The organism is Vreelandella vilamensis (assembly GCF_031451755.1).
Lineage (GTDB): Bacteria > Pseudomonadota > Gammaproteobacteria > Pseudomonadales > Halomonadaceae > Vreelandella > Vreelandella vilamensis.
In genome coordinates this window covers 1-24,151 of record NZ_JARWAN010000015.1, presented here as the reverse complement: position 1 = coordinate 24,151, position 24,151 = coordinate 1, and the positions used below count along the sequence as shown (strand labels likewise).

General features: G+C 57.7%; 23 protein-coding genes. 5 read left to right on the top strand and 18 right to left on the bottom strand.

Features of this window, described 5'->3' with window-relative positions; translation table 11 throughout:
• Positions 1–7: 7 nt before the first annotated feature.
• The 11 genes from QC823_RS10145 to dksA form a co-directional block, all read right to left on the bottom strand.
• Positions 8–1,183: an acetyl-CoA C-acetyltransferase gene (locus QC823_RS10145; protein ID WP_309656230.1), complete on the bottom strand. Its 1,176-nt coding sequence runs from the start codon at positions 1,181–1,183 to the stop codon at positions 8–10.
• A 171-nt stretch (positions 1,184–1,354) separates the two neighbouring features.
• Positions 1,355–1,735 carry an aspartate 1-decarboxylase gene (gene panD, locus QC823_RS10140; protein WP_309656229.1) on the bottom strand — a complete coding sequence of 127 codons (381 nt, stop codon included), beginning with the start codon at positions 1,733–1,735 and terminating at the stop codon, positions 1,355–1,357.
• 23 nt (positions 1,736–1,758) lie between these two features.
• On the bottom strand, positions 1,759–2,640 hold the full coding sequence (gene panC, locus QC823_RS10135) for a pantoate--beta-alanine ligase (protein WP_309656228.1): 882 nt from the start codon (positions 2,638–2,640) through the stop codon (positions 1,759–1,761).
• 135 nt (positions 2,641–2,775) lie between these two features.
• The gene (gene panB / locus QC823_RS10130) at positions 2,776–3,567 is read right to left on the bottom strand and encodes a 3-methyl-2-oxobutanoate hydroxymethyltransferase (protein ID WP_309656227.1); all 792 of its coding nucleotides are present in this window, start codon (positions 3,565–3,567) and stop codon (positions 2,776–2,778) included.
• Positions 3,568–3,661: 94 nt separating this feature from the next.
• The gene (gene folK, locus QC823_RS10125; RefSeq protein WP_309656226.1) at positions 3,662–4,153 is read right to left on the bottom strand and encodes a 2-amino-4-hydroxy-6-hydroxymethyldihydropteridine diphosphokinase; all 492 of its coding nucleotides are present in this window, start codon (positions 4,151–4,153) and stop codon (positions 3,662–3,664) included.
• A 4-nt stretch (positions 4,154–4,157) separates the two neighbouring features.
• Positions 4,158–5,564 carry a polynucleotide adenylyltransferase PcnB gene (gene pcnB / locus QC823_RS10120; RefSeq protein ID WP_422823645.1) on the bottom strand — a complete coding sequence of 469 codons (1,407 nt, stop codon included), beginning with the start codon at positions 5,562–5,564 and terminating at the stop codon, positions 4,158–4,160.
• An 801-nt stretch (positions 5,565–6,365) separates the two neighbouring features.
• Positions 6,366–7,739, bottom strand: coding sequence for a sigma-54-dependent transcriptional regulator (locus tag QC823_RS10115; protein ID WP_309656224.1), 1,374 nt, complete (start codon positions 7,737–7,739; stop codon positions 6,366–6,368).
• Positions 7,717–10,668, bottom strand: coding sequence for an ATP-binding protein (locus QC823_RS10110; RefSeq protein WP_309656223.1), 2,952 nt, complete (start codon positions 10,666–10,668; stop codon positions 7,717–7,719). The genes QC823_RS10115 and QC823_RS10110 overlap by 23 nt, the downstream gene beginning before the upstream one ends.
• Complete coding sequence (locus QC823_RS10105; RefSeq protein WP_250083011.1) at positions 10,658–10,834, bottom strand: hypothetical protein; 177 nt, start codon at positions 10,832–10,834, stop codon at positions 10,658–10,660. Before QC823_RS10105 ends, QC823_RS10110 begins: the two co-directional genes overlap by 11 nt.
• An 18-nt stretch (positions 10,835–10,852) precedes the next feature.
• Positions 10,853–11,743, bottom strand: coding sequence for a tRNA glutamyl-Q(34) synthetase GluQRS (gene gluQRS / locus QC823_RS10100; RefSeq protein ID WP_309656222.1), 891 nt, complete (start codon positions 11,741–11,743; stop codon positions 10,853–10,855).
• 79 nt (positions 11,744–11,822) lie between these two features.
• Positions 11,823–12,254, bottom strand: coding sequence for an RNA polymerase-binding protein DksA (dksA, locus tag QC823_RS10095; protein ID WP_250083007.1), 432 nt, complete (start codon positions 12,252–12,254; stop codon positions 11,823–11,825).
• A gap of 196 nt (positions 12,255–12,450) precedes the next feature.
• Between dksA and QC823_RS10090 the strand changes: the two genes are divergently transcribed.
• Positions 12,451–13,611, top strand: coding sequence for a pyridoxal phosphate-dependent aminotransferase (locus tag QC823_RS10090; protein ID WP_309656221.1), 1,161 nt, complete (start codon positions 12,451–12,453; stop codon positions 13,609–13,611).
• Complete coding sequence (gene sfsA / locus QC823_RS10085; RefSeq protein ID WP_309656220.1) at positions 13,608–14,339, top strand: DNA/RNA nuclease SfsA; 732 nt, start codon at positions 13,608–13,610, stop codon at positions 14,337–14,339. The genes QC823_RS10090 and sfsA overlap by 4 nt, the downstream gene beginning before the upstream one ends.
• Here sfsA and QC823_RS10080 read toward each other — a convergent pair.
• The 6 genes from QC823_RS10080 to QC823_RS10055 form a co-directional block, all read right to left on the bottom strand.
• Positions 14,336–14,788, bottom strand: a complete 453-nt coding sequence (locus tag QC823_RS10080; protein ID WP_309656219.1) for a DUF4426 domain-containing protein — start codon at positions 14,786–14,788, stop codon at positions 14,336–14,338. The two genes, sfsA and QC823_RS10080, sit on opposite strands and share 4 nt — an antisense overlap.
• A 17-nt stretch (positions 14,789–14,805) precedes the next feature.
• Positions 14,806–15,405: a methionine biosynthesis protein MetW gene (metW, locus tag QC823_RS10075; protein WP_309656290.1), complete on the bottom strand. Its 600-nt coding sequence runs from the start codon at positions 15,403–15,405 to the stop codon at positions 14,806–14,808.
• The gene (gene metX, locus QC823_RS10070; protein WP_309656218.1) at positions 15,405–16,619 is read right to left on the bottom strand and encodes a homoserine O-succinyltransferase MetX; all 1,215 of its coding nucleotides are present in this window, start codon (positions 16,617–16,619) and stop codon (positions 15,405–15,407) included. The genes metW and metX overlap by 1 nt, the downstream gene beginning before the upstream one ends.
• Before the next feature lie 60 nt (positions 16,620–16,679).
• Positions 16,680–17,273, bottom strand: a complete 594-nt coding sequence (locus tag QC823_RS10065; protein ID WP_309656217.1) for a YggT family protein — start codon at positions 17,271–17,273, stop codon at positions 16,680–16,682.
• Positions 17,274–17,351: 78 nt separating this feature from the next.
• Positions 17,352–18,179 (bottom strand): pyrroline-5-carboxylate reductase, encoded by an 828-nt coding sequence (gene proC / locus QC823_RS10060; protein ID WP_309656216.1) that lies wholly within the window; start codon positions 18,177–18,179, stop codon positions 17,352–17,354.
• Between the two features lie 40 nt (positions 18,180–18,219).
• The gene (locus QC823_RS10055; RefSeq protein ID WP_309656215.1) at positions 18,220–18,924 is read right to left on the bottom strand and encodes a YggS family pyridoxal phosphate-dependent enzyme; all 705 of its coding nucleotides are present in this window, start codon (positions 18,922–18,924) and stop codon (positions 18,220–18,222) included.
• A gap of 33 nt (positions 18,925–18,957) precedes the next feature.
• On the opposite strand from QC823_RS10055, the gene QC823_RS10050 reads away from it, so the two are divergent.
• The gene (locus QC823_RS10050) at positions 18,958–19,992 is read left to right on the top strand and encodes a type IV pilus twitching motility protein PilT (protein WP_309656214.1); all 1,035 of its coding nucleotides are present in this window, start codon (positions 18,958–18,960) and stop codon (positions 19,990–19,992) included.
• Positions 19,993–20,022: 30 nt separating this feature from the next.
• Entirely contained in the window at positions 20,023–21,174 is a 1,152-nt protein-coding gene (locus QC823_RS10045; RefSeq protein WP_309656213.1) for a PilT/PilU family type 4a pilus ATPase, read from the top strand.
• A 19-nt stretch (positions 21,175–21,193) separates the two neighbouring features.
• On the opposite strand, the gene QC823_RS10040 is transcribed toward QC823_RS10045, so the two are convergent.
• Positions 21,194–22,318: an anhydro-N-acetylmuramic acid kinase gene (locus QC823_RS10040; RefSeq protein WP_309656212.1), complete on the bottom strand. Its 1,125-nt coding sequence runs from the start codon at positions 22,316–22,318 to the stop codon at positions 21,194–21,196.
• A 143-nt stretch (positions 22,319–22,461) separates the two neighbouring features.
• Here QC823_RS10040 and tyrS point away from each other — a divergent pair, with 143 nt between their 5' ends.
• Positions 22,462–23,661 (top strand): tyrosine--tRNA ligase, encoded by a 1,200-nt coding sequence (gene tyrS / locus QC823_RS10035; RefSeq protein WP_309656211.1) that lies wholly within the window; start codon positions 22,462–22,464, stop codon positions 23,659–23,661.
• Positions 23,662–24,151 lie beyond the last annotated feature (490 nt).

The following is a 24,151-nucleotide window of genomic DNA, read 5'->3' as shown; positions in this document are numbered from 1 at the left end:
GCGGAATTTAGCGCTCGATGGCGAGTGCGACACCTTGGCCGCCGCCGATACATAAGGTGGCGAGACCTTTCTTGGCATCACGGGCGATCATTTCGTGCAGTAGCGTTACCAGCACGCGACAGCCAGAGGCGCCAATGGGGTGGCCGAGGGCAATCGCCCCGCCATTAACGTTGACCTTGCTGACATCCCAGCCTAACTCTTTGTTAACGGATAGGGCCTGAGCGGCGAAGGCTTCGTTGGCTTCGACAAGGTCCAGATCGTCCAAGCTCCAGCCAGCTTTCTCCAGGCAGCGGCGGGTCGCCGGCGCCGGGCCGATACCCATGATGGCCGGATCAACCCCGGCGTTGGAGTAAGCGGCAATACGCGCCAGCGGCTCAAGGCCGAGCTCTTTCGCCTTATCGGCGGAGCAAAGCATAACCACCGCCGCACCGTCGTTGAGTGCGGAGGCGTTACCAGCAGTGACTGTGCCGTCCTTTTTGAAGGCGGGCTTCATGCCGCTGAGTTTCTCGGCGGTCACTTCGCGCGGGTTCTCGTCGGTATCAAATACAACCGGGTCGCCTTTGCGCTGCGGAATCTCTACCGGGACGATCTGGCTTTTGAATTTGCCCTCTTTGATGGCGGTAGCGGCTTTCTGCTGCGACGCGGCGGCAAACTCGTCCATTTCCTCGCGAGTGATGCCGTACTTCTCGCCGAGGTTTTCGGCGGTGATGCCCATATGGTAATTGTTGAAAGCGTCCCAGAGGCCGTCGTGTACCATGGTATCGATGGCTTTCCAGTCGCCCATCCGCTGGCCATTACGCGAGTTAGGCAGCACGTGCGGTGAGGCCGACATGTTTTCTTGACCGCCGGCAATGATAACGCTCGCATCGCCGCAGCGAATCGCTTGAGTGCCAAGATGCAGCGCTTTCAGGCCAGAGCCACAGACTTTGTTAATGGTCATCGCGGGCACGGCTTCGGGGAGCCCTGCTTTGATGGACGCCTGCCGCGCGGGGTTCTGACCAACCCCAGCGGTCAGTACTTGGCCAAGCAATACTTCATCAACTTGCTCCGGCGCTACACCGGTAGAGCTAAGAATGTCTTTGATTACGAGCGCGCCAAGATCACTTGCGGAAATCCCGGCAAGGGAGCCGCCAAAAGCGCCGACCGCAGTACGGCGTGCTGCAACAATCACCACATCTTGCATAAGAAAACTCCTAAGTAACATGAATCACGTATTCATTGAGCCGGTTCGGCCTTTACATTAAAGCCTTCTTGTAGCATATGTGAAGGGGATGCGACCGGGCAATACGCTTTTTGCAGCAAATAAAAACGGGCCGTAAGAACGGCCCGTTAATCAATAAGATAGTGCGTGCCATCAGGCAAGCTGCACCGGAATGGCGTTGCTGGTGTGGCTGACGACGTTGCCTTCTTGCAAGTACACCAGCGCTGGCTGGTGGTTATCCAGCTCCGCTTCGGCATAGTGAGCGTAGCTACAGATGATAACGCGATGTCCTGGGCTCGCCAGGTGGGCAGCGGCGCCGTTAATAGAGATCATCTTGGAGCCTTCTTCACCGCGAATAGCGTAGGTAGTGAAGCGCTCGCCGTTTTCTACGTTGTAGATCTGAATCTGTTCGTTTTCACGAATGCCAGCCATATCCAGTAAATCGCCATCAATAGCACATGAGCCTTCATAGTTAAGAACCGCGTGAGTGACGCGAGCCATGTGAAGTTTGGCTTTGAGCATAATGGTTTGCATGGGATGTACCTTTATTACTGCGCTTACGCGGGGTCAGCGTCAGTGGGTGTGTCGGTGGAGACAGGGAGCGTTAATGTCAGGTTATCAATTAGTCGCGCGGGACCAAGCTTGGCGGCTGCGAGTAACACAGCCTCACCTGTTTTGGTGTCTACCGGGCCGAGTGCTCGATCACGCAATTCAATGTAGTCCGGTTTAAACCCGGCATCATACAGCGCTTGATGGCCCTGTTGTAGCACTTCGTGATGGTCGGCGCCCTTTTCAAGGGCGTCGCGCATCGTACATAGGGTGTAATAGAGCGAGGGTGCCTTGGCGCGCTCGTCAGGGCTTAGGTAACCATTGCGCGAAGAGAACGCGAGGCCGTCTTCATTGCGCACAATAGGGACACCGATAATCTCGATGGGCATGTGCAAATCGGCAACCATTTTGCGAATGACCGCCAACTGCTGATAGTCCTTCTCACCGAAACAGGCAATATCCGGCTGTACTAAGTTAAAGAGCATGGTGACGACCGTGGCAACGCCATCAAAATGGCCAGGACGATCACCGCCGCAGAGGCCTTCGCTGACCACGGGCACCTGTACGCTGGTCTGTGCATCGAGCCGATTGGGGTAAAGCGTCTGTGTCGTGGGCGCAAAGAGGACATCGCAGCCCGCGTCCGTTAATGCCTGTTGGTCGGCCTCAAATGTGCGTGGATAAGCATCAAGGTCTTCTCCTGGGCCAAACTGCATCGGGTTAACGAATAAGCTTGAGACCACCACATCGGCGTGCTGGCGTGCGGCTTCGATCAACGCTAAATGGCCAGCATGCAAGTTGCCCATGGTGGGGGCTAGCGCGATGCGCTGGCCGCGCTGGCGATACTCGCTAAGCGCATCACGCAGGTCTGAAATTTCTCGCAAGGTACGCATAAAAGCTCCGAAACGCAGCGAGCCACTGGCCCCGTTAGCGCTGTGTCGTGGTTAAAACTATGTAGTCGTTAAAGCCTGTCGTCGTTAAAACCGTGCCGTGGTTAAGAGCGGTGCTTGGTGCAAAGCGGTGCGCGATTAAAAGCAGTGCTCCGGGGCGGGGAATACGCGCTGCTTAACGTCGTGATGATAGCGCTGGAAAGCGCCTTGGATACTATCGGCCTCATTCAAGAAATTTTTCACAAAACGGGGGGTGCGTCCGTGGGTAATGCCAAGGATGTCGTGCATGACCAAAATTTGGCCGTCGGTGTCCGGACCGGCACCAATGCCAATAACCGGCACGTCGAGCGCCTCCGTCACGGCTTTGCCTAGACTCGCCGGAACGCACTCAAGCAAAATCACCGAGGCGCCAGCTTCAACCAACGTTTTGGCATCATGAATGATCTGATCGGCGCGCTCGGCATCACGCCCTTGCACTTTATAGCCTCCTAACTGATACACCGTCTGCGGCGTTAGCCCTAAGTGCGCACACACTGGCACGCCACGGCGCGTTAGCTCGCGGATACCCTCTGCCATCCACGCTTCGCCCTCGACTTTCACCAGTTCAGCACCGACGCGCATTAATTCGCCTGAATCGCGCAATAGCTGTTCGGTGCTTGCGTTGCTCATAAAAGGTAAATCGACCATCAGAAGGCTCGCCCCTTTGCCCTGGGCAGCGCAACGCGTGTGGTAACAAATGTCATCCAGCGTCACTGGCAGGGTGCTTTGCTGGCCTTGTAGTACCATGCCCAGGGAATCGCCGACCAACAGCACGTCAATGCCGGCTTGGCTGGCAGCGTGGGCGAAGGAGGCATCGTAAGCGGTCAAGCAGCTGAACGTTTCGCCTGCGCGTTTATACGCCTTTAGCGTGCTCAGGGTGACGGTTTTCATGGCGTGATCTCGTGTTCTGCGTTAGGCCTAAAGGCCTTGGTGGGCGCCTCTAAAGGGGCGCCACATATGACGTGGGCTGCAATTGTTACTCAAATTAGCGCTTGCTGTCGAGAGGGGTAATGTCATCGGTCAGTGGCGCTAACCAGTGTTCAAGCGGCTGCCCGTTTAGCGTCAAGTGCGGGGCTATCTCGATAAGCGGACGTAGCACAAACGCGCGCGTGTGCATTGCTCGGTGGGGCACGCAAAGCCGGGGATGCTCAATGTGGGTGTGGTTGAACAGCAAGACATCGAGATCCAGCGTGCGTGGCCCCCAGCGGTGCGCTCGTCGGCGGTGGTGGCGTTGTTCCAGCGCTTGCAACTGATCCAGTAAAGCCAGCGGCGAGAGACGCGTTTCCAGCGCGGCCACGGCGTTGATAAAATCAGGCTGATCCTGCGGCCCCACCGGCTTGCTGCGATAGAGAGATGAGGCCTCCACCAGGTGACTTAGCGGCAACTGGTCAAGCTCACATAAGGCTTGCGCTACCTGCTGAACGGGGTCATCCACGTTACTGCCCAGCCCAATATACGCCAGTGACGTGTTCGGCATGGGGTTACTCCGACGCTTGGCGTGGCTTACGCCGCCGCTTACGAGGCTTCTTTTTGGGCCCTTGGCTTGCCGGGTCGCCACCGGTTTTTTGTATCAGGCGGCGCTGTTCGTGTTCATCACCATCCTGAAACGCGGTCCACCAGTCGCCGAGCCCACGCGGAATCTCGCCTGCCTGCTCGCGCAGGAGGAGTAAATCATAAGCGGCGCGAAAACGTGGGTGTTCGCGGGTCTGAAACGCGCGCTTACCCTGGCGCTGGGGTAGCCGTGCCTGCAGTTCCCAAATATCGCGCATGGGCATGCCAAAACGTTTAGGGATTGACGTATGGTGCAATTGGCGCGAGATAACCTGTTGGGCAGCCGCCTGTAGCGCGGGAATGGCGGGCATGCCGTCGCTCTCAAGCTGCGCTTGGCGATGTGCCACCGGCGCCCATAAAAATGCCGCGAGCAGAAACGCCGGCGTCACCGGGCGGCTGTCGGCGATGCGCTTGTCGGTGTTCGTCAGCGCGGCTTCGATCAGCTGTTCGGCCCATGCGGCATCTGCCATGGCCTCTTCCGCTTCGGGGAAGAGCATGCCAAACAAGCCGTAATGGCTCAGCATCCGGAACGTCATTAAGCCGTGGCCGGCCATGAAAAGCTTAAGCACTTCATCAAATAAACGCGCGGGAGGAATTTGCAGCAATAATGGGGCGAGTTCGTAAATCGGCGCTTCCGTTTCGGGCGACAACGTAAAGTCGAGCTTAGACGCAAAGCGAACCGCACGTAGCATCCGCACGGGGTCTTCGCGATAGCGTGTCTCGGGGTCGCCGATCAGCCGCAGGGTGCGGGTTTCGATATCGCGCGCGCCATTGGCGAAATCGTGAATACTGAAATCGGCAATACTGTAGTAGAGGGCGTTGACCGTGAAATCGCGGCGCAGTGCGTCTTCTTCAAGGCTGCCCCAGACGTTATCACGCAACAGCAAGCCAGCGTCTGACTGTTGCGCGATGTGGTTGGCGTGCTCATCTTGGGGCTTGCCGCGGAACGTCGTGACTTCGATCACTTCACGGCCAAAACGCACATGAACAATACGGAAACGCCGCCCAATCAGGCGCGAATTGCGAAATAGCTCGCGTACTTGTTCGGGCGTCGCGTTGGTCGCCACGTCAAAATCTTTGGGCATTAGGCCCAAGAGGGCATCGCGGATGCAGCCACCGACGAGGAAGGCGTCAAAACCAGCACCATCAAGCCGATAAAGCACCTTGAGCGCGGCGTCACTGATGTGCTGACGGGACACGGGGTGCTCGGCGCGCGGGATAATACGCGGCGTTGGCTCACCGTCGGGATGTGTTGTTGATTCGCGCAGGGATTTCAAATGCTCTCCCAGGTTATGTAAGAGGTCGTTGCTCAGACAATGGGTAAATCCATTGAATATGCGGTGGATTTGACTCGCAAGATTTATAAAGTGGCTGAGTGTAGCCGACGCTTTGCGGCTTGCAAAGCGTACTAGCGTGTCAACGCGCGAGCAGGGGCGCTTAAACGCAGAAAGGGGAGGCCATGATGGCCTCCCCTATTAAGCAATCAACCAGCGTCCGTGCTGCTGTTTTTCTTCATGCTGGCGCATCGCCCTGAATACGTACCGCAGTCGGAGATCGACCGCCTCGTATTCAAAACAATAATCCAATCGCGATTTTCTCCACCCGACGTGTTGTTTTTGTTACCGGGCTGTACGTGTATTCAGGCGGTATTTTTGTTTTTCGCCGTGGCTACGTACGTCGCGTCCTAGTGGGCACCTTGCGTTGTGTTGTGTTGTTTTTGTTCGTATTGCGTGGCTTGTTTGCCGCACTGCAAGTTGAGATACAGTCTGTTGTTTTTGTTTGAACTGCTATCTCTGCCTGGCCCTGTTGTTTTTGTTGTGGCTCAGGTGGGTGCGGTATCGAGTGTTGTTTTTGTTAAGTCTCGTTTACGAGCGATTGCCGCACTGCCCATGTTTATCGTGTTTTTATTCTTAATAAGATAGTTGCACTTGATGTGCCAGTTTTTAAAAAAATAAATAATTTCAATGGCTTATATTTAATGTGAGCAATTAAGATGCGCCATCGTTAAGTAAGTGTTACCTATTTTCGGTCTGGTTTGAGCGGATGTTGTGCACACAGGTAACAGTGGTGGTGTAGTGCTTAGGGAAAATAATAAATAGGGAGTTTAGTGAAGTAGACATTGGTCTAGGCGAGTGACGCTAAGGCGAGCGACGCGCGGTTTTTTTGCGCGGAATCCCCAGGCGTTGACGCCGCTCCCAGAGGTTTTTACGACTGATGCCAAGCTTTTGTGCCAGCTCGGTTTCGCTCATATGGTCCTGATGCTCAAGCACAAAATGCTGGAAGTAATCTTCAAGCGAGAGGTCACCTTCCGCTGGGTCGTCGCCGCTTTCGGTGGGCTGCGGTGATGAGGTAGGTTTCGGGCGCGTGGCTGATGGTGCTAGGCCAAGATCATCCGGGTGAATCAAATGCCCTTCAGCCAGAATAACGCCGCGTTCGAGGGCGTTTTCCAGCTCGCGCACGTTGCCGGGCCAAGGGTAGTCGCGAAGGTCCTGGCGCGCGGCGCGCGATAGCCTAAGCCCTTCGCGGTGATGGCGTTTGCAGGCTTTGCTTAGCAGGATGTCGGCAATTTCGAGGACGTCATCGCCGCGCTCGCGTAGCGGGGGCAGATCAATCTGCATGACGTTTAAGCGATAATAAAGATCCAAGCGAAACTCGCCGCTTTTGGATAGCGCGCGAAGGTCGCGGTGGGTGGCGGCGATCAAACGCACATCCACGTGACGGGTCTCGACGGAGCCGATCTTGCGAATTTCGCCCTCCTGCAGCACACGCAGAAGGCGTGCTTGGGCATCCAGCGGCAGCTCGCCGATTTCATCCAGAAACAGCGTGCCGCCATCAGCGGCTTCAACCAACCCCGTTCGTGCCGCGCTCGCACCCGTAAAAGCGCCTTTTTCGTGACCAAAAAGCTCTGACTCGATCAACGTTTCCGGGATCGCCGCGCAGTTCACGCAAATCAGCGGGGCATTGATGCGTTGGCTTTGTTGGTGAATGGCGCGCGCTACCAGCTCTTTGCCGGTGCCGGATTCACCTTGAATCAGCACGGAGACATCGGCGGGCGCGGTTTTGCGAATGCGGGTATACACCTGCTGCATGGCGGTGCAGTCGCCGATCATGCTCTGACGGCTGCCCCGCTCATCGGTGATATCCGGTGGCTCACTTTTCTGCATCGATTGCTGATGCAGAATCCGTGAGACGGTTTCTAAAAGCTCCGCGTGATCAAACGGTTTGGCGACGTAATCCACTGCGCCCTGTTTGAGCGTCTCCACCGCCGAGCGCATGCTGGCATAGCTGGTCATGATCAGCACCGGGACCGGTGAGGCGCGCACAATCAGCGCGTTGCCGGGCTCACCGGGCAAGCGCAGGTCGCTGATGATCAGATCAAAGCCGTGGAGTTCTAGCGACGCGCATGCTTCAACGCTGCCGGCTTCGCTGACCTGGTAGTCATGACGTTCGAGCAGACGCTTTAGGGCGCTGCGAATGATCGCTTCATCTTCAACAATCAGAATCTTGGCCATGGGGCGTTATGTCATCCTGTTGGAAAAGCGGAAGCCATAGCGTGATGGCTGTGCCGCGCGAGTGGCCAGGCGGCGGTGACGCCACGTCAATCTTGCCCTGGTGCTCGGTAATGATTTGGTATGCCAATGAAAGCCCAAGCCCGGTGCCTTCCCCGGCGGGCTTGGTGGTGGTGAACGGTTCAAACAGCCGGTCGCGCACGGTTGGGTCGATGCCGTGGCCGTCATCGCTGACTTGCCACCAGGCGTGGTGTCCATCGATGCCAGCGCTAATGACGACGTGCCCATGCGGCTTAGAAGCGTCTCGGGCGTTGCCGAGCAGGTTTACCATCACTTGGGTGAGGCGCTGTGCGTCGCCGCGCACCACAATCTCTGCCGGGCATGTGTTAGTCAGCGTGACATCCTCGCCTGAGCGTGCCAAGTGGATCAAGTGCAGCGCGTCTTCGCTAATGGTCGTAAGGCTGACAGGGTCGCGGGGTAGCGGCACGGCTTGGCGTCCCCCGTGGGCAAAGCCGACCAGTGAGTTGACGATCTTGGTGACGCGCTGGGTCAACGCCTGAATATGGTCGGCGGTTTCCAGGAGTACCGGGTCGTCGGTGTCATAGCGCAGATTCTGTGCCAGCGATGAGATGCCGGTAATCGGGTTGCCGATTTCATGCGCGACTCCTGCCGCGAGCTGGCCGATGGAGGCTAAACGGGCGGCGTGAACCAGCTCGTCTTCAAGGCGCTTCATCTCGCTGTGGTCTTCAATCAGCACGACGCTACCGCCGCGGCTGTCGTCGCCGCTGAGGTCTGCCTTATGCAGAGTCAAAAAATAGTCACGGCCGTGTAGGTGCACCGGTTGTTTGTAAAGCGGGGCGTTGTGGTTCTCAAGGGCTCTGCCAAGCAGGGCGGGCCATGGCTCAGGCAGGCTATCACGCCGCGAGCCGATGACGCTCTCGCCGCTGATGCCGGAGAGCTCCGTGAGTGCTTGATTCCACATCAATAGCTCGCTGTCATCGCCAAACACGCAAAGTCCGACCGGCAAGTGGGTGAGGGTTTGGCGGTGATGACGGCGCAAACCATCGAGCTCGCGGGCAAGCCCGGTCAGTCGCGAGCGGTAAGCTTCTAAGCGGCTTTCAACGAAATGAATGTCATCGGTCACCGGTGCGTCGTCGTGACGGTAGGGCAGGTAGCGGTCGACAATATCCCGCGCCACCGATGGCCCCATTAACCCGGAAAGGTTCGCCTGAATGCGGTCGCGCAGGCGGCGCAGGGCATAAGGGCGCTGCTCTTGATGGTTGATATGTAGCGCCATGAGGGCACGGTTAACCTCACGCCGAGCCGCTTCGTCGCCCAACGCTTGGGCTAAATGCGTGGTGAAATCCTCTACGGTGGCAGCTTCCAGCGGCAGGCGCTTGGAGCGAATCACGGCGTCCACCGAGCAGGCTTCAGCGGCGGATTTTTCCCCTTCGGACGTGCGGCTAAACAGCGAGACCGTAATGAGCAGCACAATATTGGCCGCAAGTGACAATAGCGTTACCTGGTACCACAGCGGTGAGTCGGGCGGGAGCAATGGCGTGAACAGCAGTGTCGGCACCGGAATGGCGACAAAAAGGGGCAGCCACAGCCCCCAAAGCCAAATGAGAACACCCGCGAGCAAGCCCGCCACCATGCCGTTACGGTTGGCGCCGGGCCAGTAGAGCAGTGCCAGCATGCCGGGTAAGCATTGCGCCATGCCGACAAAGGCGGCAAGCCCAAGGGAGGTTAGGTCTTGATGCCGCCCCACGCCGGTGTAAAACAGCCAGCCGCTAATAATCACCGCCACGATAAGGCCACGGCGCAGCCAGCGTAGCCAGCCGTAAAGGTCCGTGCGCGCTTCCGGCGGGCTTGCCACCAGCACAATATGGTTGAGCACCATGCCCGAAAGCGCCAGCGAAATAATAATCATCGTGCCGCTCGCCGCGGCGAGCCCACCAAGAAATGCTAATGCACCAACCCAAGGATGAGAATGCATCAGATAAGCGGCGTACGCCGGAAGCGTAATGGGCGTGTCGGCTTGCGCCTGAGCCGCCCACCAAATCAGCGGTACCGGTAGCGCCATGAGCAATAAAAATAGCGGCAGTGTCCAGCTAGCTTGCAACAAAGTGTCGCGTGAAAGGTTTTCGGCGAAGGTGATGTGAAATAAGTGCGGCATCAAAAAGGCGGCGGCAAAAAAAAGCAGTAGCAGCGTGCGCCAGTGAGCCGGTTCCAGTTTGGACGTTTGGGTTTGCAACGCATGGCCTTCGCTTGTCAGCCACTGCTGAAGGTGCTGAGGGCCATCAAACACGCCCCAAAGGGCGATGGCCCCTAGGGTGAGCATAGCGACAAGCTTAATGATCGATTCAAATGCAATGGCGGCGAGCAGCGTGTCATGACGCGCATGCAGATGGCTGTGACGGGCGCCAAAATAGACCGCGAACGCGGCAATCATGACGCAAAAAAGCAGCGATACGTTCGCGCCTTTGGTGCTCTGTGTCATCACATCAATCGCTTCGCCGAGCGTTTTGACCTGAATGCCGAGAAGCGGCAGTACCGCCAGCAAGCTCACCAGCGTGACAAGCGTCCCCGCCCAGCGTGAACGAAAGCGAAAGGCAAACAGATCGGCCAATGACGCGAGTTGGTAGGTACGCGTGATGCGCTGAATCGGGACCAGCAGCACGGGCGCTAGCAGAAATGCCCCGGCAGCGCCTAGATAGTAGGCCAGGTAGCCAAACCCAGCGCTGGCAGCGAGCTCAATGCTGCCGTACATGGCCCAGGCGCTGGCGTACACGCCAAGCGCCAAGGTATAGACGGCCGGATGGCGGGTAATGCGAACCGGCACCCAGCCGCGCTCAACGGCAGCGCCGCAGCCGAACAGTAGCGCCAGATACCCCACCCCGAGCAACAGCAATGAGACGATATCAACGCTCATCGAGTTTCCTTTTCTGCTCAAGCCACACGGTAAGGGCGATCAACACGCCCCAGATCAGAAATGGCCGGTACCAGGCGATATCGGGGTTGCCCCAGCCGTTCATCAAAAGCGGCGAGAGGAGGTAGCCGCCAAACACTAAAAACAGCATGATTCGGTAAACGTACATCGCGACTCCTTTACGACGTTAGGGGGCCGGGCGCTCCGTCGTGGCGGTGATGCGCGATACTGACCAGTGCGCGACGCCCCAGGCGAGCTGTTCTGCCGGCGGCGCCTTAGCAAGCGCAAGCGGTGGCGCTTGATCCAGCGCCTGTAACGCCCAGAAAAGCTGGCGCCGGATCAACGCGGGGTTGTCAGCAAGCGGTGGCGCCAGGTTCTGCTTAGAGAGCTTTTGGCCTTCCGGTGTGACGATTAACGGCAGGTGCAGGTAGCGAGGCTCAGGGTAGCCCAGCGCGCGCTGGAGCTGACACTGCCAAGGGGTGTTATCAAGTAGGTCAATGCCGCGCACCACATCGGTGATGCCTTGTGCGGCGTCATCCACCACCACGGCAAGCTGATACGCCCAGAGCTTGTCTTTACGCTTTAGCACCACATCGCCCAGTTCTGCTGGGTCAAAGGTCTGAAGCCCAAAAAGGCGGTCTTTCCAGCGAATGGGGCGCTCGCCGAGATCGCTGCGCAGCCGCCAAGCCACTGGTTTCTCCGGTTCGCAAACACCGTTGCGGCACCAGCCAGGGTAGATAGGGTACTCGCGCCACTGTTTGCGCGAGCAGCTACACGGGTAGGCCAGACCCGCGGCGTTAAGCCGCTCCAGCGCCTTTTGGTAGTTATCATCACGCGTGTGCTGCCAGGTAACGTCGTTGTCCCAGTGCAAGCCAAACGCCTCTAGCTGGCGCAAAATCGTCTCCGCTGCCCCTTCTGGGCAGCGTGGCGGGTCGAGATCTTCGATGCGCACAAGCCACTCCCCACCTGCGGCGCGGGCATCAAGAAAGCTGCCGAGTGCCGACACCAGCGAGCCTAGGTGCAGCGGCCCAGAGGGCGTGGGGGCAAAGCGGCCACGATACGTTGAGAATGAAGGCATGGGTCTATCGTATCAGCCTACCGATAAATAAAAACGGGCACCTTTGGCGAGGTGCCCGTGAAACGTCAGCATGGGAGGGTTAACCGCCTAGCTGCTTCTCCTTGAGTTCGGCCAAGGTTTTGCAGTCGACGCAAAGCGTTGCCGTCGGGCGCGCTTCTAGGCGGCGGATACCGATCTCAACGCCGCAGGCTTCGCAGAAACCGTAATCGTCTTCATCGATTTTCTCTAGCGTTTCGTTAATCTTTTTCAGCAACTTGCGCTCGCGATCGCGGGTGCGCAGCTCCAGGCTAAACCCTTCTTCCTGGGTAGCGCGGTCGGCCGGGTCGGCGTAGTTGTTGGCGTCTTCTTGCAGGTGGCGAACGGTGCGATCCACCTCTTCCATGAGGTCCTGCTTCCATTCCAGCAGAAGCTGACGGAAGTGTTCCAGCTGCTGCTCGTTCATGTACTCTTCACCCGGTGCCGCTTCGTACGGGGTGATGGACGCTTCCGGTTTCTTTTCCGCTACTGGCATAAGACTGCCCCTTACGTAAATGACTGCTGATCGACCATTAGGCGAGGTAATGATCTTCCGCCAAAGGGATGCTTGTTTAGCTGAAAAATGGCGCCGTTGCAAGCATAATAGTGCGTCTTATACGATGGTTTACCCAATAGATGGTCGGCACGTTGGCAAAAATGCGCGCGGCACGACGGAGAAATAAGGATCGAATATGGCGTGGAATTCGCGAGTCGCGCAGGTGGCCCCGTTTCGGGTGATGCACCTGCTAGAAATGGCCCAAGCACGAGAAGCCACCGGGCATGATGTGATCCATCTGGAAGTGGGCGAACCCGATTTCCCCACGCCGGAACCGGTGATTGCCGCCGGGCAGGCAGCGCTCACGCAAGGCCTGACGCGCTATACACCGGCGGCGGGGCTGCCGGCGCTGCGTGAAGCGATTGCGCGCCACTACCACGAGCACTTTGGCGCCAGCGTCGACCCGGCGCGTATCATCGTCACCCCGGGTGCCTCTGGCGCGCTGCTGCTGGCCAGCCAGCTACTGGTAGAAGCGGGCGATCGCGTGCTGATGGCCGACCCCAATTACCCGTGCAACCGCCACTTCATGGCGCTTGCCGGCGCCGAGGTAGACGCGGTCTCGGTCGGCCGTGATAGCGGCTGGCAACTTAACGGCGCGCTCGTCGCCGAGCATTGGCAGCCGAATACGCGCTTGGCGATGCTGGCCTCGCCTTCTAACCCCACCGGGCATACGCTCAACGCCTCCGCGCTCGCTGGCGTGCAGGCAGCGGTCGCCGAGCGCGACGGCACGCTGCTGGTGGATGAAATTTATCAGGGCCTCAACTACGACGAGGCACCGCTCTCCGCGCTCTCGCTCACCGATGACGCCTTTGTGGTGAATAGTTTTTCCAAATATTTCGGCATGACCGGCTGGCGCTTGGGTTGGCTAGTGGCGCCAGAGGCGGCGATCGAGCCGCTAACGCGGCTGGCGCAGAACGTCTTTCTTGCCGCGCCGACGCCTTCGCAGCACGCCGCGCTGGCCGCGTTTACGCCAGAGTGCCGCGCTATTTTGGAAGCGCGCCGCCAAACGCTGAAAACCCGCCGCGATGTATTGCTCGACGGGCTTGCGCGTTTGGGCTTAGCGCCTGACGTGCCGCCGCAAGGCGCCTTTTATCTGTGGCTGGATATTTCCCGCTACAGCCGCGATAGCCAGGCGTTCTGCGAGCGGTTGCTGGAAGAAGAAAACGTCGCCATTACGCCGGGCATTGATTTTGCCGTACGCGGCGGTGAGCACCATGTGCGCATTGCGTTTACCAATGACGTCGCAAGACTTGAAGAAGCCGTTGCGCGCATTGCCCGTTTTGTGAGCCGGCTGTGACGCTGTGTTATCCCACGCTGATACCGGGTGTTTTGCTCAAGCGCTATAAGCGTTTTCTCGCGGATGTCCGCCTCGACGACGGCCGTGAGGTCGTCGCTCACTGCCCCAACACGGGCTCAATGAAAGCGGTCAATGTGCCGGGCTGCCGAGTGTGGCTTTCGCCTAGCGATAACCCCAAACGCAAGCTTGCCTGGACGTGGGAGCTGATTGGGTTGCCGCAGCCCGATGGCACACAGGCGTTGGCTTCGGTGCACACCGGGCGTACCAACCGTATCGTTGAAGCCGCGCTTAGCGACGGGACCGTTGCAGCGCTGACAGGCTACGCCACGCTCAAGCGCGAAGTGAAAGTCGACGAGGCGCGGCTCGATTTTTTGCTCTCAGACCCGATGCGAGGAAATGCCTATATCGAGGTGAAACAGGTCACGCTGAAAGAGGCCGACGGCCACGGCTATTTTCCCGACGCGGTGAGTGTGCGCGGCACCAAGCATCTGCAAACGCTTGCCCGGCTAGCACAGCGCGGCGAGCGGGCGGTGCTTGTATTTTGCGTGGCCCACGAGGGCATTGAGGATGTCGCGCCCGCGGCGCATATTGATCCGGCTTACGCTGCGGCGCTGAAAGACGCGCTGCGCCACGGCGTTGAGGTGCTCGCTTACGGCGTGACGTTCGAGCGTGAGGGGAAAGCGCCCACGGTGGTTAAGCTTTCGCGAGCGCTGCCGGTGCGGGTTTAACGTTCGATATAAAACCGTTGAGTGAAGTTGACCGGTTCGGGCTCGGCGTTACGGTCGTATTTAACGTCTAGCTCAAAGCGCATCGATTCGTCGTCGCGCAGGGTGAAGGTGGCCAGATGATAAATGGCATCGTCTTCGTGCACGGTACGAAAGCTTATCGACTCGCGATTCCCGGCGAGGTCCCCGACGCTGCCCTGTACGCTGGCATTAACGGGGCGCGTGCTGCCGTCTTCCTGCGTTTCGCGTACGCTGACGTTGACGAGCCCTAAGCCTGCGCTGCGCTGCAGGTTGTACGCTTGAGCGGTCTCTGGCGTTAAAAAGCGCGTGCTCACGGCGCTGTAATGAATTTGATAGTCACCTACCTGGGTATATTGCTCGGCGTGAGCGCTGAGCCCGGTGAGGCTTAAGCCGACAACGGCAAAGGTGGCGAGTAAAGCGCGTTTCAGCATGAGGTGTTATCTCCCATTTAAGTTGCGCGGCGACGAACCCGAAAGATGGCGATTTCGCCAAACAGGTTGGGCCACAGCCGCGAGGTCCAGTGACCGCGATGATCGCCGACGCCGACGGCACGATCCACGATCATCAGACCTTTATAACGGCACAGATGTTCAAAATCGTTGAAGGTCGACAGGTGAATATTGGGCGTATCAAACCAGGCATGTGGCAGCGATTTGGATACCGGCATATAGCCGCGCAGCCCCAAGTGAACCCGGTGGCGCCAGTAGGCGAAGTTGGGGAAGGTGATAATGCCCTCCTCGGCGACGCGCAGCATTTCATCGAGCATTTTGTCCGGGCGGCGAAGCGCTTGCAGCGCCTGAGTCATGATCACCTGATCGTAGCTGTTATCGCTAAAACTGCCCAAGCCATCGTCAAGGTTGTGTTCGATCACATTGACGCCGCGTTTGACACAGCCAGTGATGCCGTCCGGGTCAATTTCTAACCCATAACCGCTGACATTTTTGTGCTTGGCCAGCGCTTCGAGCAATACGCCATCGCCGCAAGCAAGGTCAAGAATACGAGCGCCTTGCGGCACCCAATCGTAAATGATGTCCAGGTCGGCGCGCATCACGACGTCACCTCCTTGTTGGCATGCGTGTCCAGGTTTAAGTCGCGTGCGGCGCGCTGCATAAACGCACTGAACATGGCGTGATAGCGCTCATCCGGCAGTAAGAAGGCATCGTGGCCGAAAGGAGAATCGATATTGGCAAAGCTTACGGGCTTGCCCGCATGAATCAACGCGTCCACCAATTCGCGCGAGCGCGAGGGTGGGAAACGCCAGTCGCTGGTAAAGCTCATGACCAAAAACGGGCACTGCGCCGGTGCCAGTGCGCGGGAAAGATCGCCGCCATAGATCGCCGCCGGGTCGAAGTAGTCCAGTGCCTTGGTCATTAACAAGTAGGTGTTAGCGTCAAAGGTAGTAGAGAAGGTGTCACCCTGGTGGCGCAAATAAGATTCCACCTGAAACTCGACGTCGAAACCGAAGTTTAAGTCGTTGCTGCGCAAATCACGGCCAAACTTGCTGCCCATCGCATCTTCAGAAAGATAGGTAATGTGACCTACCATGCGCGCCAGCTTAAGCCCGCGCTTGGGCACGGTATCGTGCTCACCGTACCACCCGGCATGAAAGTCAGGGTCGGAGCGAATCGCTTGGCGTGCGACCTCGTTAAAGGCGATATTTTGCGCTGAAAGGCGCGGTGTGGCGGCAATGACCACTGCGTTAGCGACGCGTTCGGGGTAGGCCATGCTCCACTGCATCACCTGCATGCCGCCGAGACTTCCCCCTACCGCGACGGCCCAGCGTTCAATGCCAAGATAATCTGCCAGCCGCACTTGGCTTTCGACCCAATCGCTGACGGTTATCATGGGAAAATCCGGCCCCCATTGGCGGCCAGTTCCCGGGTTGTGGCTCAGCGGCCCGGTGCTGCCGTGACAGCCCCCCAGGTTATTAAGCGACACGACAAAAAAGCGATTGGTGTCGATGGATTTACCCGGTCCAATATGGGCGTCCCACCAGCCCGGCTTGCGGTCGTCAGCGCTGTGAAAGCCAGCGGCGTGGTGATGCCCCGAGAGCGCATGGCAAATGAGCACGGCGTTACTGCGCTCGGCGTTAAGCGTGCCGTAGGTTTCATAGACCAAATCGTACTCGGGCAACACTTTGCCACACGCCAGTGAGAGCGGTGTGGCAAAATGCGCGATTTCTGGGGTGATAACGCCCACAGAATCCGCGGGGAGAGTGCTCGCCGAGTGAGTGTCCGCCGCCTCAGTGTAGGAATCAGGCATGAACTGCATAAACCCCGTTTGCTAGAACGATCTTTAATGACGTAAGTCTTGGGTAAACGACTAAAGCCCAATCAGTGCGCCGGAAATACCGGCCGCTCGCACAAGCGCGCCGACGACTAACCCATCGATCAGGTTGATGGCGATAAACACCACGATAGGAGACAGATCGATCATGCCCAGCGGCGGGATCACCTTGCGCACTGGCGCCATGATGGGCTCAACGAGCTGCATTACCAAAAGCGCGCCGGGGTGGCTGGCATTAGGGGCAACCCAGCTCAAGATGATCATCACGATCAGAGCAAAAAAGTAGATTTTTAAAATTGCATTGGCCAGCGCCGCCACCCCGCCGATCAACAGGCCAACGATGGGCGGCATACCCACGCCGATCACCATAAAGATCGCCATCATGCTTAGCACTTTCAGCACAAAACCGGCGGCCAAGGTGGCAAGGTCAAAACGCCCGGCGACCGGGCCGAGAAAGCCCTGAAAAAGCCCCACCACCGGCTGGGTGATTTTCACCACCGTTTGGCTCAGCGGGTTGTAATAATCGGCTTGTGAGGCCTGCAGTAAAAAGCGCAGCATCAAAATAAACAGGTAAATGTTGATCAATGAGTTGACCAGCATCAACCCCGCGCTGCCCAGTGAGTTGCCCATTATGTTCTCTCCGTCGTCACGTGGTGGTCCGTGGTAGTGCGTATGATATACGTCGTGTGGATGATTAAGTTTTGCCGCTTAGTTATTTGTGCTTAGCTCTTTGGCCATTTCTTGGGCACGTTTGGCGCAGGCTTGCATCGCCTCCTCCATGGTGCCGCGCAGGTTAGCCTCTTCCAGGTGGGCAATGGCCCGCTCGGTGGTGCCGCCCGGTGACATCACGTTTTGTTTTAGCGTCGCCGGGTCTTTGTCGCTCTGTTTGGCCATGGTAGCGGCGCCGAGGGCGGTTTGTATCGCCAAACGCCGCGCCGTTGCCGCAGGTAGGCCCAGCTTAACGCCCGCTTCTTCCATGGCTTCAAACATTAAGAAAAAGTAAGCCGGTGCGCTGCCGGAAACCGCGGTCACCGCCTCAAGTAACGCTTCGTCTTCTACCCACTCGACGATGCCGACCGCTTCCATTAACTCGGTGGCAACGTCGCGCTGCTCAGCGCTGACACGGGCGTTGGCAAAGAGGCCGCTGGCGCCGTAGCCCACCAGCGAGGGCGTATTGGGCATACAGCGCACTAACGCATTACCGCCGCCAAGCCATGCGTCGATGGTGTCGGCATCAAGGCCTGCGGCGATCGAGATAATCAGCGGCTTCTGGTGCTGAACGCTGTCGCGCATCGCCTCACACACCTGGCGCATGATTTGTGGCTTCACCGCCAGCACCACGACATCGGCCTGACTGACGGCAGCGTTGTTATCGGTATCGGTATGAATGCCCAGGCGCTCGCGCACGGGAGCCAGCATCGCGTCGTCGGGCGAGGTGGCGGTGATGCTCGAAGGGGAAAAGCCGCTGTCGATGAGGCCGCCAATGATGGCGCTTGCCATGTTGCCGGCGCCGATGAAGGTAATGTGATTCGCCATGGGATGTCCTTGTAACGTCAGTAGTGAATGAGACGGGGTGCTAGCGCGGGTTACGCGCGCCGAAAATCGCCGTGCCTAAGCGCACAAGTGTCGCGCCTTCCAAAATAGCGGCTTCAAGGTCATCGCTCATGCCCATGGAAAGCGTATCCAGCGGCGTCTCAGGTAGCGCTTGCTTGAGAGCTTCTTGCGCTTCGCGCAGCGCTGCAAGCGGCTTGCGCTGTGCGTCTAACGTCTCGGCAGGGGCGGGAATCGCCATCAGCCCGCGCAAACGCAAACGTGGCAATTCGGCCACTGCGGCGGCAAGCTCACCGAGCGCTTTTGGCATCACGCCGGCTTTGCTTTCTTCACGGCTGATATTGACTTGTAGACAGATATTGAGCGGGCCTAATGTTTCAGGACGCTGCTCGCTTAGGCGCCTGGCAATTTTGAGCCGGTCGACGCTGTGTACCCAATCAAAGTGCTCGGCCACCGCGCGGGTTTTATTGGATTGCAGCGGGCCAATAAAATGCCACACGATCCCGTCGAGATCGGCCAGATCCGCTTGCTTATCCAGCGCTTCTTGGAGGTAGTTTTCGCCAAACTCGCGCTGGCCAAGCTGCCATGCCTGGCGGATCATCAAGGCGGGCTTGGTCTTGCTCACCGCGAGGAGGCGGGCGTCATCGTGAGGCCGGCCAGCGGCGTCTAACGCGCGCGTTAAACGCTCACGTGCGCTGGCGAGTGACGTATCAAGCGCAATCTCTGTCATACTCAAGCACCTTACCGCAGCTGGGGAAGTGAAATGGATATTACCGAACTGCTGGCATTCTCGGCAAAGCAGAATGCCTCCGACCTGCACTTATCCGCAGGATTGCCGCCCATGATACGCGTTGATGGCGATATTCGCCGACTCAATGTGCCGGCGATGGAAAACAACGACGTACGCAAATTGATCTATGACATCATGGGCGATCGCCAGCGGCGTGACTACGAAGAGCACTTAGAAGTGGATTTTTCCTTTGAAGTGCCGGGCGTGGCCCGCTTTAGGGTTAACGCTTTTAACCAAGCTCGCGGCGCGGGGGCGGTATTTCGCACCATTCCCAATGAAGTGCTGTCGATGGAGGCGCTGGGGCTTGGCGAGGTGTTTGAGCGTTTCTCCATGCTGCCGCGCGGGTTGGTACTGGTAACCGGCCCCACTGGCTCGGGTAAATCGACAACGCTCGCGGCGATGATTGACTACGTCAATAACCACCGCTACGAGCACATTCTCACCATAGAAGACCCGGTGGAGTTTGTTCACACCAGTAAGCGCTGCTTGATTAACCAGCGCGAAGTACACCGCGACACCCACAGCTTTGCCGATGCCTTGCGCAGTGCCTTGCGTGAAGACCCGGATGTGATTTTGGTCGGGGAACTGCGCGATTTGGAAACCATTCGCTTAGCGCTGACGGCGGCGGAAACCGGGCATCTGGTGTTTGGCACCCTGCACACCACCTCGGCGGCCAAGACGATTGACCGGATTATCGACGTGTTTCCCGGCGAAGAAAAATCGATGGTGCGCTCAATGCTCTCTGAGTCGTTGCAAGCGGTGGTGTCGCAGTCGTTGCTCAAGCGCCAGGGCGGGGGACGCGTGGCGGCTCACGAAATCCTGATTGCCACCTCGGCGGTGCGTAATTTGATTCGCGAAGATAAGGTAGCGCAAATTTACTCGGCGATTCAAACCGGTGGCAGTCTTGGCATGCAAACTCTCGATGCCTCGCTGACGCAGCTGGTGAAAGAGGGCAAAGTCAGTCGTGAAGAGGCACAGGCACGCGCCAAGGGTGAGCTGTCGATCTGACGGTCGATGGCAGAAATTAAGGAGAGAACCATGAGCGAAATCGTCACACCGACCCAATGGTTGCACCAACTTCTCGGCATTATGGTCGAGCAGGAGGCCTCCGATTTGCTCATTTCGGTGGGGGCGCCGCCGAGCTTTAAAATGTCGGATGGCTTAACCCCGTTGGGGAAGCAGCCGCTCAGCGAGCATCAGGTAAAAGAGCTGGTGACAAACACCGTGCCGGAAGGACTGCGTCAGCGCTTTCAAGAGGATCGAGAAGCCAACTTTGCGTTGAGTCTTGGTGAAAAAGGCCGCTTTCGTGTCAGTGCGTTTCAGCAACGCAACCAGATGGCGATGGTGATTCGCCGTATTTCGCTGGAAATCCCGGCGTTGGAAAGCCTTGGTGTGCCCTCGGCGTTGGGCGAGTTGGCGCGGGCGAAACGCGGGCTGGTGCTGGTGGTCGGCGGAACCGGTACGGGTAAATCCACCACGCTGGCGGCGATGATCCAGCAGCGCAACGAGACCGTCGGTGGGCATATCATCAGCGTCGAAGACCCGATTGAGTACATTCACCCGCATAAACGCGCCATCGTGAATCAGCGCGAAGTGGGTATCGATACCGAATCGTTTGAAGTGGCGCTGAAAAACACGCTGCGCCAGGCGCCGGATGTGATCCTTATCGGTGAAATTCGCACGCGCGAAACCATGGAACACGCGCTAACGTTTGCCGAAACCGGGCATCTTTGTTTGGCAACGCTGCACGCTAATAATGCTAACCAGGCGTTAGATCGCATTATCAATTTCTTCCCGCATGAGCGCCACGAGCAGATCTGGATGGATCTGTCGCTCAATCTTCGCGCCATTGTGGCGCAGCAGTTGCTACCCAAGAAGAGTGGAGGACGCTGCGCGGCAATTGAAATCATGCTGCAGTCGCCGCGCATTGCGGACCTGATCAGTAAAGGCAAAGTCGGTGAAATTAAAGCCGCGATGACGAAATCCCGCGACGGTGGCATGCAGACGTTCGATCAGGCGCTGTTTGATCTACACCAAGCGGGAGATATCACCGAAGAGGTGGCGCTGGCGCACGCGGATTCGGCGAATGACTTGCGTATGATGCTCAAATACGGCGGCGCTGACGCTGATATGTCGCTTGATGAGCAAGTGCCTAGCGGTCTGGCGCTGCGCGACGAAGATGACTTTTAGCCGCTTGCCATAACGTTGCTCATGGGGCGTAAACACCGCCGAGCACCCGCGGCCCGGCGGCGCCAGTAACGCTGGGTAAATTGCTTGGCAAGTTGTGCAAACGCCGGTACGCCAGCCAAGCAAATGCCCCCGCCTCGATCCAGTCGGCAGGCCAGCCCCAGGCGTCCGGCGTGCTGAGCGTTGCCTTCGGCAGATAGCGCGCGAGCCGTTGGCATAAGTCACCGTTGTGGGCTCCGCCGCCGGCAATAACCAGCGTGAAAGGCGTCTCACCAATCAATTGCGTAATGCCTTGGGCAACGCTTGCGGCGGTCAGCTCCGCGAGTGTTGCTTGCACGTCTTGTGCTTTCTCTTCGCCGCTTAAATGGCGCGCCAACCAGGGTAGGTGAAACAGTTCGCGGCCGGTGCTGCGTGGCGGTGGTTGGTGAAAAAACGGCTCGCTCAAAAGCCGCTCAAGCAGCGCGTGATCGATTCTTCCACCGGCGGCCCAACGGCCATTGCCGTCGAATGTGCCGTTGTGGTGGCGTTGGTACCATACGTCCAGAAGCACGTTTGCCGGGCCAGTATCAAAACCCAGTGGCGACGCGGTTCCCTGTGATAACCACGTGATGTTGGCAAAACCGCCCAGATTTAGAATCACATGGTCTTGGTTATTCGCCTGAAAAAGCGCTTGGTGAAACGCCGGTGCCAACGGCGCCGCCTGGCCGCCGGCGGCTAAATCGCGGCGGCGAAAATCGGCGACCACACGACAGCCCGTTAGCTCGGCAAGCCGGCTCGGGTTGTCGAGCTGTAGCGTATAGGCTGGGCTGCCGTTGTAGCCGTTGGGGGCATGCTCAATCGTTTGGCCGTGGCTGCCAATGGCGCGAATATCACCGGGCGCGAGTGTCTGTTGGCGCAGTAGGGTATTCACGGCCTCGGCCTGCAGCTGGCAGAAAGCCTCTTCGGCGGTGGCAAGCTGGGCAAAGCTCGCCTGCTCGGCGTGACACAGCGTCAGCAGTGCTTGACGCAAGAGGGGCGGCATCGCGACGGCATGGGTCGCGATAAGACGCGGTGCGGTATTGGACGAGAGCTCAACCAGCGCCGCATCAATGCCGTCGAGACTGGTGCCGGACATTAAGCCGATATAGCGTTCAGACGCGTTTTGCATAGGGCTTTCTCTTGAAGCTAGCGCAGGATTGGGTGGTTTCACGCGTGTAAAGGCTCAACCAAACGTAGCGAGCATGGTAACATCATGCGCTATTTATCACCCCTAACGCCCTGCTGGGCGGATTGAGTCAATGGAGAAAAGCAATGAGCGAGGTGGATCAGGCGCTGGCGCTGCTGTCACGCGGCACACATGAAATTTTGGTGGAAGACGAGTTGAAGCAAAAGCTCGCCTCTGGCCGTAAGCTGCGCATTAAAGCAGGTTTTGACCCTACCGCGCCGGATCTTCACTTAGGCCATAGTGTTCTGTTGACCAAAATGCGCCAGTTTCAGGATCTAGGCCACACGGTCATTTTCTTGATCGGTGACTTTACTGGCCGCATTGGCGATCCAACGGGCAAAAATGTCACCCGCAAACCGCTCACCGAGGCAGAGGTCAAAGCCAACGCCGAAACCTATAAAGCGCAGGTGTTCAAAATCCTCGATGCGGAAAAAACGGAGGTGCGTTTTAACTCCGAATGGTTTAGTGACCTGTCTGCCGCCAAGATGATCGAACTCGCCGCACAGACTACCGTGGCTCGTATGCTGGAACGAGATGATTTTGAAAAGCGTTATAGAGCCAATCAGCCTATTGCGATTCACGAATTTCTCTACCCACTTGTTCAAGGTTACGACTCCGTCGCGTTAGACGCTGATATCGAACTAGGCGGCACCGATCAAAAATTTAACCTGTTAATGGGGCGCGAAATTCAAAAACACTTCGGCCATGAGCCGCAAGTGGTCATCACAATGCCGCTTTTGGAAGGCTTGGATGGCGTGCAAAAGATGTCCAAGTCGCTGGGTAACTATGTCGGCGTCGACGACACGCCAGGTTCGATGTTTAACAAGCTGGTCTCCATGCCCGATAGTTTAATGTGGCGCTATTTCGAGCTGTTATCGCTGAAGTCCAACGAAGAGATTGAGGCGCTTAAGCGTGAGGTCGAACAGGGCGCTAACCCGCGTGATATTAAAATGGTGTTGGCGCGTGAGCTGATTAGTCGCTACCACAATGAAGAAGCGGCGGCGAATGCACACAAGTCAGCGGGTAATCAGCTTGCCGATGGGGAGCTGCCCGAAGACCTGCCCGAAGTCGAGGTCGATTTTGACGGTGGTGAGCAGGCACCAATAGCCGCTGTGTTGAACCGTTCAGGACTGACCAAGAACAGTGCCCAGGCCAAAGACATGCTGAAAAATGGCAGTGTCAAAGTCGACGGCGAAGTCGTTGCCCAGGACACCATGCTGGCTACGGGTAAGGCATATGTCGTTCAAGCAGGTAAGAAACGTTACGCCCGTGTGACGCTTGTTTGAATTTTCTGTCACAAACCCCTTGCCAACCTGTCGGTGAACCCGTAGAGTACGCATCCGCTGCCGGGGACGCAGGGCGTTACCGGCGGTGATTGAAGGTGAAAACCTTCGGTTTGTCAGAGAGTTAGAGGTATAGGTAAAAGTGGTGTATTTCAGTCACTTTTTTACTTTCTTCACTCCACTCACTCAAAGCAGTGATTGACAAACACACGGAACGGCGTAGAATACGCCTTCCTCGCTGAGGCAAGCCATTCCGGTTATCGAATCGCTTTCCTCAACGAAATGCTCTTTAATAATGTGATCAGGTAATTCATGTGGGCGCTTGCCGATGAGGGTGATAAATCACCTAATATCAAGGCAAGCGACTCAACAAAGACTTTTGGTCTTTGAAGAACGTTTGAAAACCTTGAGCCAAGTTTGATGCGCTTTTGTTGCCTTCGGGTGACGAGTAAGCATCACAATGATTGTAAACTGAAGAGTTTGATCATGGCTC

What these genes read in the sequence shown, in the direction of transcription:
- QC823_RS10040 (WP_309656212.1), bottom strand. Translation starts at nt 22,318, where the DNA reads ATGCAAAACGCGTCTGAACGCTATATCGGCTTAATGTCCGGCACCAGT.
- QC823_RS10050 (WP_309656214.1), top strand. Translation starts at nt 18,958, where the DNA reads ATGGATATTACCGAACTGCTGGCATTCTCGGCAAAGCAGAATGCCTCC.
- QC823_RS10110 (WP_309656223.1), bottom strand. Translation starts at nt 10,668, where the DNA reads ATGAGCGTTGATATCGTCTCATTGCTGTTGCTCGGGGTGGGGTATCTG.
- QC823_RS10145 (WP_309656230.1), bottom strand. Translation starts at nt 1,183, where the DNA reads ATGCAAGATGTGGTGATTGTTGCAGCACGCCGTACTGCGGTCGGCGCT.
- QC823_RS10045 (WP_309656213.1), top strand. Translation starts at nt 20,023, where the DNA reads ATGAGCGAAATCGTCACACCGACCCAATGGTTGCACCAACTTCTCGGC.
- dksA (WP_250083007.1), bottom strand. Translation starts at nt 12,254, where the DNA reads ATGCCAGTAGCGGAAAAGAAACCGGAAGCGTCCATCACCCCGTACGAA.
- panB (WP_309656227.1), bottom strand. Translation starts at nt 3,567, where the DNA reads ATGAAAACCGTCACCCTGAGCACGCTAAAGGCGTATAAACGCGCAGGC.
- metX (WP_309656218.1), bottom strand. Translation starts at nt 16,619, where the DNA reads ATGCCTGATTCCTACACTGAGGCGGCGGACACTCACTCGGCGAGCACT.
- QC823_RS10090 (WP_309656221.1), top strand. Translation starts at nt 12,451, where the DNA reads ATGGCGTGGAATTCGCGAGTCGCGCAGGTGGCCCCGTTTCGGGTGATG.
- panD (WP_309656229.1), bottom strand. Translation starts at nt 1,735, where the DNA reads ATGCAAACCATTATGCTCAAAGCCAAACTTCACATGGCTCGCGTCACT.
- folK (WP_309656226.1), bottom strand. Translation starts at nt 4,153, where the DNA reads ATGCCGAACACGTCACTGGCGTATATTGGGCTGGGCAGTAACGTGGAT.
- proC (WP_309656216.1), bottom strand. Translation starts at nt 18,179, where the DNA reads ATGGCGAATCACATTACCTTCATCGGCGCCGGCAACATGGCAAGCGCC.
- panC (WP_309656228.1), bottom strand. Translation starts at nt 2,640, where the DNA reads ATGCGTACCTTGCGAGAAATTTCAGACCTGCGTGATGCGCTTAGCGAG.
- QC823_RS10115 (WP_309656224.1), bottom strand. Translation starts at nt 7,739, where the DNA reads ATGGCCAAGATTCTGATTGTTGAAGATGAAGCGATCATTCGCAGCGCC.
- QC823_RS10105 (WP_250083011.1), bottom strand. Translation starts at nt 10,834, where the DNA reads ATGTACGTTTACCGAATCATGCTGTTTTTAGTGTTTGGCGGCTACCTC.
- tyrS (WP_309656211.1), top strand. Translation starts at nt 22,462, where the DNA reads ATGAGCGAGGTGGATCAGGCGCTGGCGCTGCTGTCACGCGGCACACAT.
- QC823_RS10055 (WP_309656215.1), bottom strand. Translation starts at nt 18,924, where the DNA reads ATGACAGAGATTGCGCTTGATACGTCACTCGCCAGCGCACGTGAGCGT.
- gluQRS (WP_309656222.1), bottom strand. Translation starts at nt 11,743, where the DNA reads ATGCCTTCATTCTCAACGTATCGTGGCCGCTTTGCCCCCACGCCCTCT.
- metW (WP_309656290.1), bottom strand. Translation starts at nt 15,405, where the DNA reads ATGCGCGCCGACCTGGACATCATTTACGATTGGGTGCCGCAAGGCGCT.
- QC823_RS10080 (WP_309656219.1), bottom strand. Translation starts at nt 14,788, where the DNA reads ATGCTGAAACGCGCTTTACTCGCCACCTTTGCCGTTGTCGGCTTAAGC.
- QC823_RS10065 (WP_309656217.1), bottom strand. Translation starts at nt 17,273, where the DNA reads ATGGGCAACTCACTGGGCAGCGCGGGGTTGATGCTGGTCAACTCATTG.